Origin of the sequence: Haloarcula sp. R1-2 (genome assembly GCF_011627385.1) — an archaeon.
Classification (GTDB): domain Archaea; phylum Halobacteriota; class Halobacteria; order Halobacteriales; family Haloarculaceae; genus Haloarcula; species Haloarcula marismortui.
The window spans coordinates 1,247,987-1,266,827 of record NZ_JAANTG010000001.1 but is presented as its reverse complement, the minus strand read 5'-3'; the positions used below and the strand labels follow the sequence as shown (position 1 = coordinate 1,266,827).

The window sequence follows — 18,841 nt, the reverse complement described above, 5'->3', positions numbered from 1 at the left end:
TTTGACGGCGTCGCGCAGTCGCCGGTGATGACGAACCTCTGGGAAGACCTCGAAACCGGACCGAACCCCCCCGAAGAAATCTACGCCGTTGTTGAGTGCCTGAAAGGCGAGCGTAACAAGTACGAGTACGAGAAGGACATTCCCGGTGTCGTCCTCGACCGTGTCCTTCACTCGAACGTTCACTACCCGTCCGACTATGGTTTCATCCCGCAGTCGTACTACGACGACGAGGACCCGTTCGACGTGCTCGTCCTCGTCGAAGACCAGACGTTCCCCGGCTGTGTCATTGAGGCCCGCCCCGTCGCCCTGATGAAGATGGACGACGATGGCGAGCAGGACGACAAGGTCATCGCAGTCCCGACTGAGGACCCGCGCTATGACCACATCGAGGACCTCGACGACATCTCACAGCAGACCCTCGACGAGATTGACGAGTTCTTCTCCACCTACAAGAACCTCGAGGAGGGCAAAGAAGTCGAGACGCTAGGCTGGGAAGACAAAGAAGCCGCAAAGGACGCTATCGTCCACGCGCAGGAACTCTACGACGAAGAGTTCAACTGACGCGTCCGGGACCACCTTTTGCGGTTTTTGTTCCGTTGGCGGTGTATTTCCAGAAGTAATACCGGCAGGTACTTCCGATTATGTATGAGCATGGGTAATCTTTTGTCCGTGTAACCGCTATCATTACGTGTATGGCTACTGATGACACCGACGCAGCGCTGGACCACACGACTGTTGTTCCGCGAGTCGAGCGACGGTCGACACCCGGAATCGCACATCTGACGGTGGTTCCGGAGAACGTGGACCAGTCGTCCTGACCGTTGGGCTGTGTCGATTATTTTGCCGCTTTCGGTGACGCGGCGCCGAAAAGAAGTTTCTTGTTCCTGACCTGACTAACAGACCGTATGGGATTATTCGACCGATTGAAGGGCGACGACGCACCGCGTGTTGCCTTCTTCGGCATTGACGGCGTACCGTTCAGTCTTATCGACGAACACCCCGACGTGTTCCCGAACCTCACCGAGATGGCGTCGGACGGAAGCGCCGGCCCCATTGACAGCATCGTCCCTCCCGAGTCTAGCGCCTGCTGGCCAGCGCTGACGACCGGTGTTAACCCCGGCCAAACGGGTGTCTACGGGTTCCAGGACCGCGAAGTCGGTTCGTACGACACCTACGTCCCAATGGGACGCGACGTGCAGGCGACGCGTCTCTGGGACCGCGTCACCGATGATGGCCGCAACGCGACGGTTCTGAACGTCCCGGTCACGTTCCCACCCCAGCGGAACGTCCAGCGGATGGTCTCGGGCTTTCTCTCGCCGGGCGTGGACAAGGCCGCTTACCCGGACGAGTTCCGGGATAACCTTCAGGACAGTGACTACCGCATCGACGTCAACGCCAAACTCGGCCACGACGACGACAAAAGCGACTTCGTCGAAGACGCTCACAAGACGCTCGAAAAGCGCTACGAGACGTTCAAACACTACGTCGAACAGGACGACTGGGACCTGTTTTTCGGCGTGTTCATGACCACGGACCGGGTCAACCACTTCCTCTTCAAGGACTATGAGCGCGACGGCGAGAACCAGGACGCCTTCTTTGAGTTCTACAAGCAAGTCGACGCGTATCTCGGCGACCTGCGCGACCGACTTCCCGACGACGTGACGATGGTCGTCGCCTCGGACCACGGCTTCACCTCCCTCGACTACGAGGTTCACTTCAACGAGTGGCTTCAGGAGGAAGGGTGGCTCGACTACGCGACTGATGACCACTCCGAACTCGGCGATATCAGCGAGGACACCAAGGCCTACTCGCTCATCCCCGGCCGCTTCTACATCAATCTGGAGGGCCGCGAACCGAACGGCGGCGTCCCCGAAGACGAGTACGAGTCTGTCCGCGCGGACCTCAAAGAAAAACTCGAAGCGCTCGAGGGCCCGGACGGCAAGCCCGTCGCAGACCGTGTCGTCACCAAAGAAGACGCCTACCGCGGCGACCACGACGACATCGCACCGGACCTCACTGTCGTCCCGAACCACGGCTTCGACCTGAAGGCCGGATTCAAGGGCTCCGAGGACGTGTTCGGCGTCGGGCCGCGAAACGGTATGCACAGCTTCGACAACGCGACGCTCATGGTCGACGACCCGGATGTTCGCATCGATGACGCCGACCTCTACGACATCGCGCCGACCATTCTCGACCTGCTCGACCACGACTTCGACCGCGCAAAGTTCGACGGCAGTAGCCTCGCCTGAGGCTCCTGTTGCGACCGAGAAATTCTGCTATCTAAACCGTTAGAACAGTCCGTCCAGCTGGTCGTTCGTGAACTCGTCCGGGTCGGTCGTTCCACCCTGTGAGTTCGCCGCTTCTGTGGCGCGCTCCATGAACTCGTTGACCCGCTCGGACCGTTCGACGCCCGAAAGGACGATGAGCGACGCGATTTTATCGGAGCCGAGCGGGAAGTCCCCGCCCCGGACCTCCATACTCCCGGTCTGGTCTTCCACCCAGCGGCGCGCTCGCTCGACGCCTTTCCGCGAGAGGCGTTCGGGGTCACCCGCGACGACGAGGAGGGCCGAGTCAGCCTTGACCGCGTTGGGCAGACTCATGCTCGTAAGGAGGGCTTTCCGGGTGACGCTGGTGATAGTGTTGACGTTCTCGCCGGCATCCTCGCTGGCCTCGGCGCTGGCGTAGCCGATAGAGGCGATGCCGCCGCCCCTGAGTGTGTTGATGATCTCCGAGGAGTCGACGACGCTCTCGCCGACCCCCTCAACTGCCTCGCCGGAGGCGAACAGCAGGCCGACGCGCTGTGAGATGGCGTCATTGACGCGTTCAAAGCCGGCGGCGACGCTGTCGCCGCTGCCCCGCCAGGCGTCATTGTCGACGAGGAGGAGGGAGTCTGCCTCGCGGGCAGCGGTCTTGAGCGAGCGACCGGCGTTGGCCTGGTAGAGGCCGCCCTCGTCCCGGCCGGGAAGAATGCCGAGGACGTACACCGGCTTCTCGTAGATGCGCTTGAGTTCGCGGGCGAGCATCGGTGCGCCACCGGAGCCGGTGCCACCGCCGAGTCCAGCAACGACGACGATGGCCTCGGCTTCGGTCGTAATCCGACCGTCGAGTTCGTCGAGCACTTCGGTGGCGTTCTCCTGCATAACCTGCGCCCCGAGCTCGTTGTCACCGCCAACGCCGTGACCTTTCACGCGGTCCTGTCCGATGAGGGCCGTGTCGATATCGAGATTCTGGAGGTCGGCTCGCGCCGTATTAACGGCGAGGGCCCCCCGGACAGCGTCGAACCCCATGTCGTAATCGAACTGGGCAAGCGACTGGGTTACTTTCCCGCCAGCCTGCCCGACACCAATCAGGACGACTTTCATATCAAATGTCTCGTGAGGGTGACTAATCAACGTTGTCCTCACACTGTGAACGGGCGACAAAGAAGGTGAAGCGGCCCTTGGCGTGGAATGGCGGACGTGGTTCTCAACCTGAAGCGCGTCGGGTGGTTACCCGACCCGGAGCGTGTAGATCCGCTTACGCGCGTCGGAAAACGAAAACCGGGAGTCGATGACGCCGACATCTTCGAGGCGAGAAAGGGCGTACCGGACTGTCCGCGGTGGCAACAGGGTCTCCTCGGCGAGCTGGCTCTGGGTCAGGGTCTCGTTGTACTCCAAGACTTTCGCGACGAGTTTTGCGCTCGGCGGGAGATCGCGGACGGCGTCCCATCCACTGTCCTCGTCCTCGCTGTCGGCATCAGCGGATTGGATATCGGATGCGCTCATGGTACTTCCCTTGTATCCAATACAGAGTGATAATATTTTCTGTTCGCCATTATGCTCTGTGGAAATGTTTCGGCAAAAAACGCGGCCGCGGACGGAGTCTATGTCCGAAAGTTTACCTTCGGTACATCCGGTGTCACAGACGTGGACGAAGTCGAGGTCAGCACAGTCGTGTATGTCCCACCCGAAGAGGTGTACGAGTTTCTGCTGGATTTTCCAGGCTACGCACAATATTCCGAATATCTCGACCGCGTGGTACAGGACGGCGACGGCTCACCGGGGACGAACTACGACCTCGTGTTCTCGTGGTGGAAGCTCTCCTACACCGCTCGGTCGGAGGTGACTGACGTTTCTCCGCCGACGCGTATCGACTGGCGGATCGTCAAAGACATCGACGCCGAAGGGTACTGGGCGGTCGAGCCTGATCCGGACGACGTTCTGGCGGACGAGCAGACGGCCTCACGGGTGCGATTTCACGTTGCGTTCGACCCGGGGTCGGCCTCAGACAGCGCTATCGACCTTCCCCGACTCGTTTCGATGGACTGGGTAATCGAGAAAGTCAAGCCACTCATCCGCAAGGAGGCGACCAAAATCGTCGAACGTGTCGTCGAGGATCTTGAAGGACAGGAGCGGGATGTCGATCTGGAGATTCATGCCGGTCCGGATTCGGTATAACGCAGCGAGGGACCGCTACTCGGGCGTCTCGTAGTCGCCGCCGTACCGGATGAAAAAGTACGCGAGTCCGAGCGTCGCGACCATCACGAACGAGGTTGCAACTCCGAGCGTCTTCGCGCTGTTTGGCACTTCGGGCGGGCCGGAACTCCCACTACCACCGCCGCCGCCGGAAGACTTCGTCGGGTAGTCCGTCCCGACGACGATGGCTCCCTTCATGCCGAGCCCTTCGTGTGGCACGCAGACGTAGGGGTAGATGCCGTCCTCCTCGAAGGTGTGCTCGTAATTGACGCCGGCGCTAGAGACGGCGCTCCCGGAGTCAAGCGGACCCTCACCGTCCGAGACGACGTTGTGGCCGCCGCCGTTGCCCGTCCACTCGAACTGGACCGTTGCACCGTTGTCAACGTGGATCGCGGGTGGGCCGAAGCCGAACGCCCCGCCGTTTGCCTGCACGCCGACTTCTACCGTCGCCGTGTCCTGTCCGGTCGCATCGGCGACTGAGCCATCGTAGTTGCCAACCTGGTCGAGGAACCCACCAAAATCCGGCGGCCCGCCGCCGCCACCTTCGGTGCCTTCCTGTGCGGTCGCGGTGCCTGCTGCGGCCGACGCAGCCGTGGCCCCTGCCGCTGTCCGCAGGAAGCCGCGACGGGACACGTCCGCTCTACCGTCTGTCATACCTGACCGTTTGGGACTCCCCGTCCTGAATATGTCGGTTTCGAATCGGGGCCGTACTTTTCACAGTGGCATCACAACAGCCGCGGGTGCCGTGAAACATTTAACGCCGGTAGACCGAAACCACCGGTATGTCTACCGGAAGCCAGGGGGTCGTCGGCGGGATCCGTATCGACCTCAATCGGTTACACGAAACGTGGATGGAGCTCGTGTATCCACGCCAGCGAAACGCTAACGACACCGTTCTCGGGACGTGGACACCGGACTCCGCGGTCGGGATGGCCCTCTACCGTCTCTGGTCTGCGCTCGGTGTCCCAGTCATCGCGCTGGTGTATCCGCTGGTACTGTGTGGCGTCGTCCTGCGCTACCAGACCCGCCGCATTGACGGCACGGCGACCCGCCTGGGCGTTGTCGGTGTCGTTCTACTCTCTGTCCTCGCCTGGGGTGGCTTAGCGGCCCTTGCCCGGTTCGAGCCTGGGAGTATCGACCTCGTGTCGGGCGGGTTCACCGCTGTCGCTGTCGCCGGCGGGGTTGCGACGCTGTCGGCCGCGCTCGCTGTTACGTTCCGGCGGGTCGGCGGTCGCGGGACGACGGTCGCGCTGGCATACCCGTTTGCTATGACGGCCATCTTCCTCCCGCCGGTCGTCGCGGCGCTGTACTCAACGACTGTCGCCTCGGTCGTCATCCCCGCGAGCGACTCGCTGTCCCGGTGGTTCCTCTACGAAGTGCTGGCCACTGTCGGTGTCGCGGAGTTCTTCATCGAGAACTTCGATCGGGAAGGCATCGCCTACGTCATCATCTGGCTCGGGATCTCCATCCCGCTGGGGTGGGTGCTCGGCCTGCTGGTGACGCTTGCGGACTTCGTCCGCCCAACCGAGTGACCGCAAAGCCACCGTGTAGACGACCCTGGCTCTTGTTGTTGATGGGCTGGAAGCCGGCAAGGTGTTTCTGAAATAGTGGTGTATGGCCGGAACTTGTCCGAACCGCGCGTGATGGAGACAGAGGATGTACTGGGTAGTACAGTGACCAGCATCAGCAGCCCATAGTTGTAGAAACTGTCTGAGAATCGATGTTTCCGGTGTCGTCAATACGGACTTCTGCAAACCGGGAATTACAGTCGAAATGATCAGTCGTTACTGGGTACGTACCAGTCGTCTGTGTTGATTCGTCGGTTATCTTGAGAAGGTAGCCCGGAGATCGAATTTCTAACCAAAGTGTCCCGTTCGGTGGAAGTGTTTCTGTCTGGGTTACGACTGAGGAGGAACTCTCATTATGCAGTAATTCGACAGAGACAGTTCGGCTCGCCGGGCTATCATTCCAGATCTGAATTGGCAAACTATCTCCAGCTCCAGCAACTCGGATGACGGTCGTGGGTTCCGCTTTCGTTCCCTGATACGGGGCTGGAACGGATGGATCAATCGTTGGCGTGTCAGATGTCGTTACGTCGGGCGGACCACTGAGGTGTGAGAGAGCGGGAAACAAGAACGCTGAAACGACGATGCCGGCAACAATGATGAGAATGACCGTAAGAAGCGGACGGATATTCACACTACAAGGGACTTCCTTCTGTGCGTATCTGCCTTCTGGTTGTCACATCGACGGCGCGTACCGGTCACATCAGTCACTTTGAATCGGCGCAACTCGGGGTTGCGGTGACTTGCCCTGCGGACTGTGTGAACCGAAAAAGACCGCTACGGACTGGCGCGGAACTCGCCGTGCTTCATTCCGAGGAAGAACGCGACGACCGAGAACACAATCATCGAGGGCAGAACCATCATCAAGACCGTCGAGAGAGTCATCACAGACGTGAGCCCGACCGTTGCGATAGCGACGATTACGACGAGCGGGGCCACTGCGGGCACAAAGTCAAAATCCATACTTCCGATTGTAGCCGGACAAATAAATTCTTTAAGAAAGCAACAGCGTCGATCAACTGACTGGCCAGCGGTTCGGTTCTTCACCCGCACCAACACGATGAGTACTGCGTACCCGTGAAGTACACTGCTGACGAACGTCTGCCCGGTCGCTACGACGGCGTCGCGTCGTCCGGCCGAACAACGGTTTCCTCGGGCGCGTCTCCATCGGCAACAGCGATATCCGCAGTCTCGTTGCCGCCGAACACAACCGTCGCACCGGTCCGCATCGGTGCAAGCAGTCCGACGACAACCGCGCCCGCAGTCGTCATCGGTGCCCGAAGCGCGACGGTCGTCTCCGCGTCGATATCGTAGTCGGCAACGACACGGCCGCTTTCGGCCATGAGTTCGCCGTGCGTGTATGTTCTGTCGGCCGCCAGAACAGCGTCGTCGGGCGCGACCTCGCCCGGCGGCTGAAGTGGGTTCTCGCTCCACAGTTCTCGCTCGAACTGGGCGATGGTGGGGTCATCGACCGGGCCACCGTAGGCCAGCCCCTTGGTCCCCGGTCCCTGCGTGTAGCGGTCGAGCCACGCCGCTGGCGCGACGAGCGCCGTCGCGTCGACTGCATTCGGCGGGTCCATATCAACGACCGCGCCGTCGAGCGCCGCTGCGAGAAAGGCAAGCAGTGCGTCCGGGGCGTCCCGAAGGTAGCCCGGTCGGTCCTCGTCGGTCGGCTCTTTCGGACCGACGACGACGGCGACCCGCGTCCCGTGCCGGACCCCGTAATGTCGCAGCAGATTCCCGCCTTTCCAGGCGTTCGTGGCGAAATCGGAGTAACTGTACGGCGCCGCCCGCTCCGGCGAACGAAAGAAGACGCCGTCGCGGTCGCGGGCCTGCGCGACAAGGTCACCGAGTACCTGCATATGTCGTCGTTCGGCCCCACCGATGAAAAACAGCGCGGCCACAAAGCCGATGTGGGTGGCTATCCCCACGCTCTAGAAATGAAACGACAGCAACAGGTTGCCGACGTACTCAGGCACAGCGACATCGACACGCCGCCCGCGTACCGGTTGCTTGACGTGGTGGCTGAACTCGGCGACATCGCGGCACAGGTCAACGAAACGACCGGCTACGGCACCGATTTGACGGCACTATCGATACGGGAAGACGAACTCGGCGACGCTCTATTTGCACTACTCGCGCTATGTGAACAACTCGATGTCGACGCCGATGCCGCGCTCTCGTCGGCGCTGGCGAAATACGAGGGACAATCAGGCACAAGCGGGACGCCGGCAAGCGGGGACTGACTACAGCGAGTTCTTCAGTTTCTCGAAGAAGCCTTCATCGACATCGACCTCTTCGCCGCCGGCCTCTGCGAACTGTTCGAGGGCCTCTTTCTGTTCGGCGTTGAGGCTGTCGGGTGTGACGACCTGTACCTGCACGTAGAGGTCGCCGTGGCCGCGGCGGCGGAGCCGCGGCATCCCCTTGCCCTCCAGTCGGAACACTTCGCCGCTCTGGGTGCCGCTTGGCACGTCGACTTCCACCTCGCCGTCCAGCGTCGGGACGGTGATGGTGTCACCGAACACTGCTTGCGGGAACGAGATGGCCTGCTGGTGTTGCAAGCTGTCGCCGTCGCGCTCGAAGTCCGGGTGGTCGCGGACCTGTACCTCGATGAGCAGGTCGCCGTTCGGGCCGCCGTTTTCCCCGGGCGCGCCCTCGCGCTCCATCCGGAGTGTCTGCCCGTCGGCGATGCCGGACGGAATCTCGACTTCGAGGCTCGCATCGTTCTGGACAACGCCGTTGCCCCGGCAGGTCGAACACGTTTCGTCGTACAGCGTCCCCTCGCCGTCACACCGGCGGCAGGTCGTCCGCTGCTGCACCCGCCCCATCGGTGTCTGCTGGACCTGCGTCGTCTGGCCCTGGCCGTTACACTCCGGACAGGTCTCCGAGTCGGCTCCCGGCGGATGCCCGGCCCCGTCACAGTCGTCGCAGGCTTCCGGCCGGGTGACGTTCAGTTGCTTCGTCGCGCCGTTGTAGGCCTCTTCGAGGTCGATTTCCAGTCGCGTCTGGAGGTCCTGCCCCTGCCGCCGTCGGCTGCCACCGCGTCCGCCGCGGCCGCCGCCCCCGAAGAACTGGTCGAAGATATCCTGCATATCGAAGCCGCCAGCGCCGCCACCGAACGGGTCTCCACCCATCCCACCGCGGCCGCCGCCACCACCAGCGCCGCCGCGCTTCTCGGCCTGTTCGAAGCGCTCGTGACCCATCTGGTCGTACATCTGGCGCTTCTCCTCGTCGGTGAGGACCTCTTTGGCCTTCTTGGCCTGCTTGAACTTCTCTTCGGCGTCGGGGTCGTCGCTCACGTCCGGGTGGTATTCCCGGGCTTTCTCCCGATAGGCCTCCTGAATCTCGTCTTCGGAGGCGTCTCGAGAGACACCCAGTATCTCGTAGAAATCCTGACTCATTCGTTGTACAAGGCTTAGACGATTGAGCTACTTCAAAAGAACGGGTTGTCGACTAGTCGTGTTCGACCCGTACCGGGGCGCTTATTTTCGTGCCGGGGGAGGATTCGAGCAATGAGTCCTGAGTCGTCTCGTGGGCATCGGGGTCTCGTCACGGTCGAGCGAGTCGCAGTCTGGGGGCTCGCGGCGCTGGCCGTCGTCGGGCTTGTTGCACTCGTCGTCGGCCCCGGTGCGGACCTGCGGACGGCGTCGCCGTCGGTCACCGTCGACGGCCAGTTCGACGCCGAGGCGGGAACGGTCACGCTCACCCACGCCGGCGGGGACCGGCTCACGGACACCAGTACGCACGCGCTGGCGCTCATCGTCACTGACGCTGACCGGAACCGCTCTACCACACTAACGTGGGCCGAGGCAGAACGGCTGCCCGTCGTGCCCGGCGACAGCGTCGTTGTTGACGACCCACGCGTGGACTCGAATGGTGACGGAAATTATCTCGACGGCGACGCCTCGGTCGGCTTCTACCTCGACAGCGGCGACACCGTTGCGGTCCGCTGGACTGGCCGGCCACTCGGTGCACCGGACGAGCGGACAACGACGCTCGATACAGTAACGCTCGGTAACACAACTGGTTGACTGTTCCCCCTCCTCAGGTGGCCCGTTATGGCATTTCCGGGAAGCGTCCCCGGCCGTTTGCGGCGGTGCTCCTGTTCCGTGTGTCGTCACGGACCGACGGGTCCGGTGTGGACATACACGTCTCCGGTTCCGGTCACAGTCACTCCGTAATCACCCAGCTGAAACGAGAGTGATACGGCGCTGTCCGGCCCTGACGAATGGACAAATAGCTGGTCAAGCGCGTCCGGATCAAGCGTTTCGATGAGGGGTGATAGCTCTATCGCCTCTTGCCCAGCTGCGATTGCAACCGTTTGTACGACCGCTACTGACGGTGAGACTGTGTTCCAGTCGAACTCCGCGTGGAGCGTGTCCGGATTGTCGGATGTCCCGTCGGGCCGCCTGTCGGACCCACTCATTACTAGCAATATGTTGACCAAACATCTTAATTCTACTGTCAATCAATAAGTTGTAATTATGATATGTAGAACGACTACCTAATTACCGAGTAAACGCCGATAGAAAGCTTTCACTGCTGGATGTGAACAGTCCTTTATGATTGCAAGCTGATACAGTAGCTGTCCGCTAAACTTGTATTTCTGTGTCGGCCGTTTCCGCCAAGAAATGACACTACAGACGAAATACTGCCAGTGAAATAGCTGCTGTAGCGTGTCTGACACGACTGCGTCCGACTGAGTATCACTCTAAACGCACTCCCTGATGCCTGTCTGGGCAGTTTTTCTGAAAGAGGCACGCAGCAGATGTGGTTGGGACACATAGGATGCCGCGTGCCAAGTACCTCTACTCCGGACCGGGGTATAACAGTTGTGTGATTAACTGAGTAAACAAGGGCAGGACGCCGACGCGACCGACACGTGGATCAGCACGTGCGACAACCGGAGCCCGGACTGCCACAATACGCTCTGTGGCCCCATCAAGCAGCGCTAACTCCGATGAGAGCCGGCAATGTAGCAGTAACAACGTCTTTTACCTGCGGGCGTCATCTTCCTACACATCCTCGGCTTCCACCGAGATGAAGGTTGGGACACATGACATCTGATGCAACACACGAAGAAGCGGTAAGTTTACTACAGGAGTTGGGTTTGAAAGAGTACGAGGCGAAATGTTTTGTCGGACTCTCTCGGATGTCCAGCGGCACAGCGAAGGGACTGAGCGAAGTGACGGAGGTCCCGAGAACGCGCGTCTATGACGCCGTCCGGATTCTCGAAGCGAAGGGGCTGGTCGAAGTCCAGCATTCGAGCCCCCAGCAGTTCCGGGCCGTCCCGCTCTCCGAGGCCACCGAAACGCTCCGCGATCAGTACGAAGAGCGTATCGAGCGCCTCCAGTCCGCACTGCGCGAGATGGGACGTATCGAAGCCGACAATGACGAGGCTGAGCTACAGGAGGTCTGGTCGCTCTCCGGGTCCGACGCTATTGAGAACCGCGCTGCGGCGATCAGCGCGGACGCGACCGACGAAGTGGTCCTCGTCATCGGCTCTGAAGCGGTCCTCACCGAACCGCTAATCAAGCAACTCAATTCGCTCGACCCGAATGCAGACCTCATTGTCGGGACTGGGTCCGCCTCGATACGGGACCGCGTGGAACAGGAAATCCCACGCGCCACCGCGTTCCTGTCGGAACTGGACTGGCTCCACAGCGAAATGATACCTGAGGAAGACGCTGCTGTCGGACGACTCCTGCTCGTCGACCGGTCGACTATGCTTGTCAGCTCAATCAACCCACAGACTGGCGACGAACAGGCCATCTTCGCGACCGGGCTCAGAAACGGGCTCATCGTCATCGCACGCCGTCTCCTCTCGCAGGGCGTCGTGGAGATGACCCCACTAGAGCAAGACTAACAAGCCATGTGCGCGGGCCGTCACCGCCCACGCCCCTTACTCGTGGTGATACTCGGAAAGGCACGCAAGTAGCGGCCGAAGCCGCTGGTACTCTGGGCCACGTGTGACACAGTGAGTCTCTCTATCCCACTCGATGAGCCCCATCTCTGCCAGTTTCGGGAAATGCCGATGGTAGAGTGCAGCCGGAATGGCTGGCTCACCAACGAGCGATCGGTCACCATCGAAATCCGAAGCGGATGGCTGCCACCGCTCCGTGTCGCGTAACGCGAACAGTATTTGCCGACGGTCCGCGTGTCTCACCGCGTCTAGCTGTGCGCTCAGACGCTGTGGCCTGACCTGTTTCTGATCGCTCATTGTCTGACTGCACGCTCGACTATCTGATATATATGCATTATTTTCATTATCTTATACTGTTTTGATTATCAGGGTAACCTGACTGAGACAGACCTATCCAGTGACGGACCGCTGTTGCGAGCACAGCGGCACAGCAATGCACCCACCGCTGCCTACTGTCGCCTGAAAATGATGGCAATCGGTGGCGTGGTGTGCAGGCGCCGCCCTGTTCTGGCCGTCTTGCGGTGCTGGCACCGGACCGGCATCACCGGGTCAGTCGGTCACTGTCCGGAGATGTCCTGAAGGTTGGCTTTCGTTGCCGTTGTACCGACGAAAGTGACGTGACTCGCGTTATTCGTCTTCGTCGCTTTCCTCGACGTCTTCAAAGTCGGCGTCGACGTACTCCTCGCTCTGCTCGGCCGCGCCGCCTGCTGCGCCGCCCGGTCCGGCAGCGCCGCCGGGGCCGGCCGCGCCACCCGGACCAGCGCCCGCGGCACCGCCTGCGGCCTGCTGGGCCTGGTCCTGATACATCTGCTTGCCGATCTCCTGCAGTTCTTCGCTCAGGGTCTCGGTGACTTCCTCGTAGTCTTCCTTCGTGGCGTCCTCGTCTTCGAGGACTTCCTCGACGTCCTCGATTTTCGCCTCGATGTCGGACTGGAGGTCTTCGTCGATCTCCTCCTCGTTTTCGTCGAGGAGTGTCTCGGCGCGGCGGACGGACGCCTCGGCCTCGTTGCGCGCTTCAATGCGTTCGCGGCGCTGCTCGTCCTCTTCGGCGTGCTGTTCGGCCTCCTGTTGCATCTCCTCGATCTGGTCGTCGGAGAGGCCGGCACCGCCTTCGATGGTGATGTCCTCCTTGTTGCCCGAGCCCTTGTCCTCGGCTTCGACGTTGACGATGCCGTTCTCGTCGATGTTGAACGACACCTCGATCTGAGGCGTGCCTGCGGGGGCCGGTGGGATGCCCGAAAGCGCGAACGCGCCGAGCAGTTCGTTCTCCTCGGCGATTTCACGCTCGCCCTGGAAGACACGGATCTGGACCTGTGTCTGGTTGTCCTGAGCGGTTGTGAAGATCTTCGATTCCTCGGTCGGGATGGTGGTGTTCTTGTCGATGAGTCGCTCGAACAGGCCGCCCTTGACCTCGACACCCAGCGACAGCGGCGTCACATCGAGCAGGACGATGTCGTCTACATCGCCCGAAAGGACGCCAGCCTGAATGGCTGCGCCCAGCGCGACGGCTTCGTCGGGGTTGACGTTCTTTTTGGGCTCCTGCCCAGTCATCTCTTCGACCTGGTCCTGCACCTGCGGCATCCGCGTCGAGCCACCGACGAGAATGACTTCGTCGATGTCGCTTTTGGTGTAGTCCGCGTCGGCAAGCGCCTGCTCCGTCGGGCCGACGGTGCGCTCGATGAGATCCTCTGTGAGGGACTCGAACTTCGCGCGCGTGATCTTTTGCTCAAGGTCCAGCGGACCGTCGTCGGTGGTCGCGATGAACGGGAGGTTGATTCGGGTCTCCTTGCGCGAGGAGAGTTCGATCTTGGCCTCCTCGGCAGCCTCGGTCAGGCGCTGGAGCGCCTGCCGGTCGTCGCGGAGGTCGATGCCGTGTTCGGCCTCGAACTCGTCAGCGAGATAGTCGATGATGGCGTGGTCCCAGTCGTCGCCACCGAGGTCGTTGTCCCCGTTGGTCGCGACAACTTCGTAGACGCCCCCACCGAGGTCGAGGATGGAGACATCGAAGGTGCCGCCCCCGAGGTCGTACACGAGGACGGTCTGGTCGGATTCATCATCGAGCCCGTAGGCCATCGCGGCCGCCGTCGGCTCGTTGACGATTCGTTCAACCTCGAAGCCGGCGATCTCGCCGGCATCCTTGGTTGCCTGGCGCTGTCGGTCGTTGAAGTACGCCGGGACCGTAATAACGGCCTTCTCGATCTCGTCGCCGAGGTACTCCTCAGCGTCGTGTTTGATCTTCTGGAGGATCATCGCCGAGACCTGCTCGGGTGTGTACTCCTCCCCGTCCAGTTCGACCGAGTAGTCGTCTTCGCCCATATGGCGCTTGATCGACTGGATGGTCTCGTCGGGGTTCTTTACCGCCTGGTTCTTCGCCGGTTTCCCGACAAGCCGCTCACCGTCGTCGAACGCAACGACAGAGGGTGTCGTCCGCTCGCCTTCACCGTTGACAATGATTTCAGGGTCGCCACCTTCCATGACCGCGAACGCGCTGTTCGTGGTCCCAAGGTCGATACCCAGAATCTTGTTGCTCGCCATCTTACCCGCTCATAGCGGATTGGGCCGGTTAAAAGTTGCTAGATGTACTGATTGGAAAAACGGACAAAGGGGCCTCCTCCGGGCGGTTTTATACTCGGTGGACTTCCCTGACCGGTGATTATTTAATGTACCGCAATACGACCGCTATACCGTCAGAGTTGCCCGCTACTCCTCGCTCTCGCTGACGGTGACCTGTGCCTCGCGCAGCACTTTGTCGGCCATCTCGTAGCCCGGCCGGTGGACATCGGCGATTGCCCCGTCCGGCTGGTCGCTGTCGACGCGGGCGAGCACCTGATGCTGTGTCGGGTCGACGTCTCCACCAGGGTCGGGGTCGATGACTTCGACGTTCTCGGCATCGAGGACATCGTCTAGCTGGCGAAGCGTGGATTCGACTCCACCTCTGATATCGGTGTCCTCGTCCTGTCCGAGCGCACGCTCAAGATTGTCTCGAACGTCGAGCAGGCGCGTCACGAGGTCCTCGGTGGCACGCTTCTGTTCCTGTTCGCGGCGCTTGTCCATCCGCTTCTTGTAGTTCTGGAACTCCGCTTGCTTGCGCTTGAGCTTCTCCTCTAGCTCCTCGATGTCACCGTCCTGTTGTTCGACCTGCGATTCGAGACTGTCTACGCGCGTCCGTAGCGCGGAGAGTTCCCGAGCGATGTCTTCGGGGTCCGATTCGGCGACCCGGTCGACCAGGTCCTCGTCGGTGTCGAACTCGCCTAGGTCAACCTCGTCCGCGTTGACGTCCTCGGGCACGTCCTCGAGATCCGCGTCACCGTCCGCTTGCGCCTCGCTCGCGGTCGACTCCTCCGTCGCGGCCGTGTCGTCGGCTGCGTCCTGCTCGGTCATACCCGATAGAAGTCGTCACGTGGATAAAAGGATTCAGAAACGGCGTGACGCTGACACTCCGAACCGAAGCTGGTGTCACAGGAGGAAGCTAACGACCATCAGAACGAGGAAGACGACGACGGGGATCTTCGCGATTCGCATACTGAGCCCCGCAACGCCACGCAGCCCGGCCAATCCGGCGACAACAGCGAGGACGAGAAACAGCAGCGCCAGTTCGAGGAACCCACTGCCGGGTTGGAGTGGGATCGCCGGTATAGTGTCACTGCGAACTAATGCACATTCTGCTGTACAACAACAGTACAGTTAGCGTATAAACGGTTTCGACTGTGGCTGCGGTAGATACTGCATGACACTGTGTACCGGCACACCTCCAGGTATTATCTACCGCCTAATCAGGGACCCATGGCAAATACGTCCGGGTCGTACTGGAACCGAGTTTGATAGGTCTCCCACTCATCAGCCTCCTTCAAGCGGTACTTCGCGAAAGACGGGTTTCGGACCAGTTCTAATTCGGCAATCCGTTCCTGAACCGGGTCGAACATACTTTTCCAATCGAGGTCACGGAGTGACTCGCCGGGCTCTTCATCGGCTGCAGCGAATGTCACTCCATCATCTGTCTGCTCAATTGACCCGTACTGATATCGACTCCAAGCCGTGTACGTTCCGAACGGAACCGTTTCAGTTGGCGGTGGTGGTCGACGATACTGCACTTGGAACCGCTGATGCCTTTCCCCGCCGCCCCACAGCACTCCACGAGTGAGAAGCTTAATACGGCTTTTCGTGTCTATAGAGCTGTTATAGGTGATTCGGGCGTGCTCGTATTCGCTTGATTGGAACTGGTCTGCGACGTTATCGGTGTGATGGATCTCGATTTCGTGCTGATACGGTAACGATGTCCGGCGTGCGCGCTCGACAACTGAAATCGTCTCCGTGCCCCGACGAAGCTCATCGTGTGGGCCTGTTCGACGCCACTGTGCCGGGTCGGCCTCATCGGGGTCGACCCACTCGTCCATACTACTAATATGCGATTGACAGTGGTAAGCTTTGTTATGGTTCACTGTGGCATATGTTTCGCGTGCTGCCAATGTCGTGTGAAATACAACTGTTTACACTAACATACGGTCAAGTTCGACAACGAGGCCGCTGTCGGCGTCCGGGTCGCTGACGAGCGTCCCCAGGCAGACCGCAGCCCCGTCGGGCGTGACAGAGACGACCTGTGAATCTATCTCAGGCGTCGCGTCCCCCACTTCTGCCGGGCCGGTCTCGATGACGCCCGGCGCATACACCGGCGCGCCTTCGGCGACTTCGCGGGCGGCGCTGGGCGCAATTGTGACCCGTGGCAGGTGGGACAGCGCACGCTCTGCGGGCTGGATTATCTCGCGCAGTTGCGCTTCGTCCCCGTCTGCAGCAAAGGCCAGCGCGTCCACGAGGTCGTGCATCGTCGACAGCGATCCGTCGTCAAAGGTGCCGGTCGCCGTCCGGCGGAGGTCGCCCATGTGTGCGCCGGTCCCCGCCGCCAGCCCGATATCGTGACACAGCTTCCGGATGTAGGTCCCCGACGCACACCGGACCCGCAACAGTAGTCTCCGGTCCCCCTGTTCGAGGATATCCAGTGAGTGAATCCGGCGGGAACGCAACTGGCGCTTCACTGCGCTCTTTCGAGGAGGTTTCTGATAGATGTCTGTCTCGAACTTGGCGACGATATCCGCAATATCGGCCGGCGCTTGGTCGTGGAGTTCGAGCACCGTCACGTACTCCTTGACGGCGTTGTCGAACACTTGCGCCATCCGAGCGGCGTCGCCGAGCAACACGGGCAGACAGCCGGTCACCTTTGGGTCGAGCGTTCCGCCGTGGGCGACCCGGTCCTGGCCAGTGGCGTCGCGAATCCAGGCCGCGACCTGATGGGCTGACGGGCCCGGTGGCTTATCGAGGTTGACAACGCCGAACGAGCGAAGCGAATCGAGGTCCCGTTCGTCGGGCGGGGCACGGAGTGTCATCGGCTCAGAACTCGTACCGGATGTTCTCGACCGGTGCCTTCCCCTCGTCGCCATCGGGGCTGTATGATTCGACAGCGTGGAGGGTCACGCTCAGAACGCCCTGTGGGTCCCAGCGAGCGGTGTTGACCGACAGGTCGTAGATAGAGAGGTCGTCGAAGTCGATGTCGTAGTAGTCGCTATAGCGCTGGGCCTCGCTGTCGCCACGCTCCCGGGTTTCGGTCTTTGCCTGTTCGAAGGGCTTGTTCTCCCGTGTCGCGATGCGGTCGGCGCGTACGTCCAGCGGCGCAGTCAGCCACAGTTTCATGTCGGCGTACTCGCCCGCCATCCAGCCGGCGAGGCGCGATTCGAGCACGAGGTCGTCACGCTCGGCGGCGATGTCCCGAAGCTTGCGGTCCAGATCACGGTCGATCTGGTCGTCTTCCTCGGCGGCTTTGTTCAGCTCGAGCGGTGTCATCCCGCGCTCTTCGGCCAGCGAGCGGAAAATATCGCCGCCACTGACGTGCTCGTAGTTCAGGGCGTCGGCCAGACTCTTGGCAAGTGTGCTCTTGCCGCTGCCGGCCGGACCGGAGACGGTAATCAACATAGAGATGTTCGGGGGGCCCCGATAGAAAGGGCTGTCTCTTCGCGCCTACCCAGTCGGCGTCGTCTCGACGTTGAGCGCCTTCCGGATGATCTGGGTGAACGACAGCGAGCACAGGAAGTACCAGACAATCCACGCCTGGACCGGGCCGGCGACGCTGTTGCTCCACGCTTCGACCTCGCCGAAGATGGGGAGCGTAATCACCGGGCTCGCGTCGACGCCGGCTCCGAAGACAATCCAGTAGAGCCAGAGGAACAGCGGGATGTTGACCAGCATGATCCACACCATCGGTCGGAACTGCTGTTTGAACATCCCCATCTGGTCGGTCATCAGCTCCATCTGCTCCTCTTCGAGGCGGTCAAGCGCTTCTTGATCGTCGCGTTCCTTTGCGGCTTTGCGGCGCTCTTTCAGGTCCTCCATCTTCTCTTGATGGTCGCCCATCCCCGACATGTCCATGAGGTTGTCCTGCAGAATCGTCGAGGTGGTCCCGGTGATAATTGCAAGCACCAAGATAACGACGTAAAACGGCAGCATGTCGTTGAGCGGCCCGAGGACGATGTCGATGACGCCGCCTGCGATAACGTCCCGGACTGAAGTCAGGGAGTAGCCGGCAAACAGGCCGAGCGTGCCGAGGCCGGCGAGCTTGTCCCATTTCGACCAGCCGCTGCCCTCGTCATCATCGCTCGGGGCCGCGTCGGACTCTTCGAGCGCCTCACGGACGCCATCAGGGTCGTCGATAACGAACCCCTCGCCATCGGCGTCGATGAGCAGGCCGGACTCGATGAGCCGGCCCCACTCGCCGCTCGTGAGGTCGTCGCTCACGTCGCCCCAGGTGACGGTCCCGTTCTCTTCGGCCGCAGCGAGCACCGTCGAGAGCGCATCAGTCATTGCCTCGCCGTCTTCGGCGAGTCGTTCTACCTTCGGCGCGGTACGTGCCATTG

General features: G+C 61.2%; 23 protein-coding genes. 8 read left to right on the top strand and 15 right to left on the bottom strand.

The features are described 5' to 3' along the window. The first annotated feature begins 27 nt into the window (after positions 1-27). The 3 genes from G9C82_RS06405 (at position 28) to G9C82_RS06400 (ending at position 2,249) form a co-directional block, all read left to right on the top strand. Positions 28-561, top strand: a complete 534-nt coding sequence (locus G9C82_RS06405; RefSeq protein ID WP_127013649.1) for an inorganic diphosphatase — start codon at positions 28-30, stop codon at positions 559-561. Between the two features lie 131 nt (positions 562-692). Beyond that, a complete protein-coding gene (locus G9C82_RS20870) occupies positions 693-818 on the top strand; it encodes a hypothetical protein (protein ID WP_277601703.1) in 126 nt (41 codons plus the stop codon). 87 nt (positions 819-905) lie between these two features. Further along, entirely contained in the window at positions 906-2,249 is a 1,344-nt protein-coding gene (locus G9C82_RS06400) for an alkaline phosphatase family protein (RefSeq protein WP_127013648.1), read from the top strand. Between the two features lie 39 nt (positions 2,250-2,288). Here the strand turns inward: G9C82_RS06400 and G9C82_RS06395 are convergent, their stop codons facing one another. Both G9C82_RS06395 and G9C82_RS06390 read right to left on the bottom strand, forming a co-directional pair. Further along, entirely contained in the window at positions 2,289-3,362 is a 1,074-nt protein-coding gene (locus G9C82_RS06395; protein ID WP_004964052.1) for a tubulin/FtsZ family protein, read from the bottom strand. A 126-nt stretch (positions 3,363-3,488) separates the two neighbouring features. Further along, positions 3,489-3,764, bottom strand: a complete 276-nt coding sequence (locus tag G9C82_RS06390; protein WP_127013647.1) for a helix-turn-helix domain-containing protein — start codon at positions 3,762-3,764, stop codon at positions 3,489-3,491. Between the two features lie 141 nt (positions 3,765-3,905). Here G9C82_RS06390 and G9C82_RS06385 point away from each other — a divergent pair, with 141 nt between their 5' ends. Continuing rightward, complete coding sequence (locus tag G9C82_RS06385; RefSeq protein ID WP_127013646.1) at positions 3,906-4,436, top strand: type II toxin-antitoxin system RatA family toxin; 531 nt, start codon at positions 3,906-3,908, stop codon at positions 4,434-4,436. 15 nt (positions 4,437-4,451) lie between these two features. Here the strand turns inward: G9C82_RS06385 and G9C82_RS06380 are convergent, their stop codons facing one another. After that, entirely contained in the window at positions 4,452-5,108 is a 657-nt protein-coding gene (locus G9C82_RS06380) for a halocyanin domain-containing protein (RefSeq protein ID WP_127013645.1), read from the bottom strand. Between the two features lie 128 nt (positions 5,109-5,236). Here G9C82_RS06380 and G9C82_RS06375 point away from each other — a divergent pair, with 128 nt between their 5' ends. Beyond that, the gene (locus G9C82_RS06375) at positions 5,237-5,986 is read left to right on the top strand and encodes a hypothetical protein (RefSeq protein WP_004964040.1); all 750 of its coding nucleotides are present in this window, start codon (positions 5,237-5,239) and stop codon (positions 5,984-5,986) included. 810 nt (positions 5,987-6,796) lie between these two features. Here G9C82_RS06375 and G9C82_RS06370 read toward each other — a convergent pair. Beyond that, a complete protein-coding gene (locus tag G9C82_RS06370; RefSeq protein WP_004964038.1) occupies positions 6,797-6,982 on the bottom strand; it encodes a hypothetical protein in 186 nt (61 codons plus the stop codon). 149 nt (positions 6,983-7,131) lie between these two features. Continuing rightward, positions 7,132-7,881: a hypothetical protein gene (locus G9C82_RS06365; RefSeq protein WP_127013644.1), complete on the bottom strand. Its 750-nt coding sequence runs from the start codon at positions 7,879-7,881 to the stop codon at positions 7,132-7,134. Here G9C82_RS06365 and G9C82_RS06360 point away from each other — a divergent pair, their 5' ends adjacent. Continuing rightward, a complete protein-coding gene (locus tag G9C82_RS06360; RefSeq protein ID WP_007189112.1) occupies positions 7,882-8,265 on the top strand; it encodes a MazG-like family protein in 384 nt (127 codons plus the stop codon). It begins immediately after the preceding gene. Here the strand turns inward: G9C82_RS06360 and dnaJ are convergent, their stop codons facing one another. After that, complete coding sequence (dnaJ, locus tag G9C82_RS06355) at positions 8,266-9,420, bottom strand: molecular chaperone DnaJ (protein ID WP_004964030.1); 1,155 nt, start codon at positions 9,418-9,420, stop codon at positions 8,266-8,268. It abuts the gene before it with no gap. Positions 9,421-9,531: 111 nt separating this feature from the next. Between dnaJ and G9C82_RS06350 the strand changes: the two genes are divergently transcribed. Beyond that, the gene (locus G9C82_RS06350) at positions 9,532-10,050 is read left to right on the top strand and encodes a hypothetical protein (protein WP_007189111.1); all 519 of its coding nucleotides are present in this window, start codon (positions 9,532-9,534) and stop codon (positions 10,048-10,050) included. 86 nt (positions 10,051-10,136) lie between these two features. Here the strand turns inward: G9C82_RS06350 and G9C82_RS06345 are convergent, their stop codons facing one another. Next, on the bottom strand, positions 10,137-10,445 hold the full coding sequence (locus G9C82_RS06345; RefSeq protein ID WP_004964021.1) for a HalOD1 output domain-containing protein: 309 nt from the start codon (positions 10,443-10,445) through the stop codon (positions 10,137-10,139). Positions 10,446-11,075: 630 nt separating this feature from the next. Between G9C82_RS06345 and G9C82_RS06340 the strand changes: the two genes are divergently transcribed. Then, positions 11,076-11,885: a TrmB family transcriptional regulator gene (locus tag G9C82_RS06340; RefSeq protein WP_049944641.1), complete on the top strand. Its 810-nt coding sequence runs from the start codon at positions 11,076-11,078 to the stop codon at positions 11,883-11,885. Between the two features lie 36 nt (positions 11,886-11,921). On the opposite strand, the gene G9C82_RS06335 is transcribed toward G9C82_RS06340, so the two are convergent. The 8 genes from G9C82_RS06335 to G9C82_RS06300 form a co-directional block, all read right to left on the bottom strand. Then, positions 11,922-12,239: a hypothetical protein gene (locus tag G9C82_RS06335; RefSeq protein WP_011224742.1), complete on the bottom strand. Its 318-nt coding sequence runs from the start codon at positions 12,237-12,239 to the stop codon at positions 11,922-11,924. A 330-nt stretch (positions 12,240-12,569) separates the two neighbouring features. Next, entirely contained in the window at positions 12,570-14,477 is a 1,908-nt protein-coding gene (gene dnaK, locus G9C82_RS06330) for a molecular chaperone DnaK (RefSeq protein WP_127013643.1), read from the bottom strand. A 165-nt stretch (positions 14,478-14,642) separates the two neighbouring features. Continuing rightward, positions 14,643-15,323: a nucleotide exchange factor GrpE gene (locus tag G9C82_RS06325; RefSeq protein WP_007189108.1), complete on the bottom strand. Its 681-nt coding sequence runs from the start codon at positions 15,321-15,323 to the stop codon at positions 14,643-14,645. Between the two features lie 75 nt (positions 15,324-15,398). Next, positions 15,399-15,578 (bottom strand): DUF1328 family protein, encoded by a 180-nt coding sequence (locus G9C82_RS06320; protein WP_127013836.1) that lies wholly within the window; start codon positions 15,576-15,578, stop codon positions 15,399-15,401. Between the two features lie 137 nt (positions 15,579-15,715). Beyond that, the gene (locus tag G9C82_RS06315) at positions 15,716-16,336 is read right to left on the bottom strand and encodes a hypothetical protein (RefSeq protein WP_004964008.1); all 621 of its coding nucleotides are present in this window, start codon (positions 16,334-16,336) and stop codon (positions 15,716-15,718) included. Between the two features lie 93 nt (positions 16,337-16,429). Continuing rightward, a complete protein-coding gene (locus tag G9C82_RS06310; RefSeq protein ID WP_127013642.1) occupies positions 16,430-17,320 on the bottom strand; it encodes an RNA-guided pseudouridylation complex pseudouridine synthase subunit Cbf5 in 891 nt (296 codons plus the stop codon). A gap of 4 nt (positions 17,321-17,324) precedes the next feature. Further along, positions 17,325-17,903, bottom strand: a complete 579-nt coding sequence (cmk, locus tag G9C82_RS06305) for a (d)CMP kinase (protein ID WP_011224745.1) — start codon at positions 17,901-17,903, stop codon at positions 17,325-17,327. A 45-nt stretch (positions 17,904-17,948) separates the two neighbouring features. Further along, complete coding sequence (locus G9C82_RS06300; RefSeq protein ID WP_004963999.1) at positions 17,949-18,839, bottom strand: DUF106 domain-containing protein; 891 nt, start codon at positions 18,837-18,839, stop codon at positions 17,949-17,951. Positions 18,840-18,841 lie beyond the last annotated feature (2 nt).